This window comes from Virgibacillus sp. 7505, assembly GCF_002272135.1.
In the GTDB taxonomy this organism is placed as follows: Bacteria; Bacillota; Bacilli; order Bacillales; family Amphibacillaceae; genus Terribacillus.
Map to the genome: position 1 here is coordinate 1 of NZ_NPBF01000223.1, position 255 is coordinate 255.

Annotated in this window: 1 protein-coding gene; it reads right to left on the reverse strand. The window is 44.3% G+C overall.

Annotated elements, in window-relative coordinates; translation table 11 throughout:
- Window positions 1-255, reverse strand: a 255-nt coding sequence (locus tag CHH91_RS18705) for an ABC transporter substrate-binding protein (protein ID WP_286160848.1), incomplete at both ends; no start/stop codon positions are given.

A 255-nucleotide genomic window follows, 5' to 3' on the forward strand; every position in this document is an offset into this window, starting at 1 on the left:
ATTCAAATTGAAATGGACCGGTTCCAACCGGGGCTTTGAAAAACTCATCAGCGCCTACTTCTTCAAAGTAGTCTTTTGGCAACATGCTTGCTGCTGGAGTAGAGAGGCGACTGAGCAATTGTGGGTCAGGTTCAGCAGTTGTAATTTGAATGGTATGGTCATCCACTACGTCCACATTTTCAATTTGGCTAAATGTGGCATATTGCTGGAGCGTCGTATCGTTGGCAACTCGTTCCAATGAGAATTTCACATCTT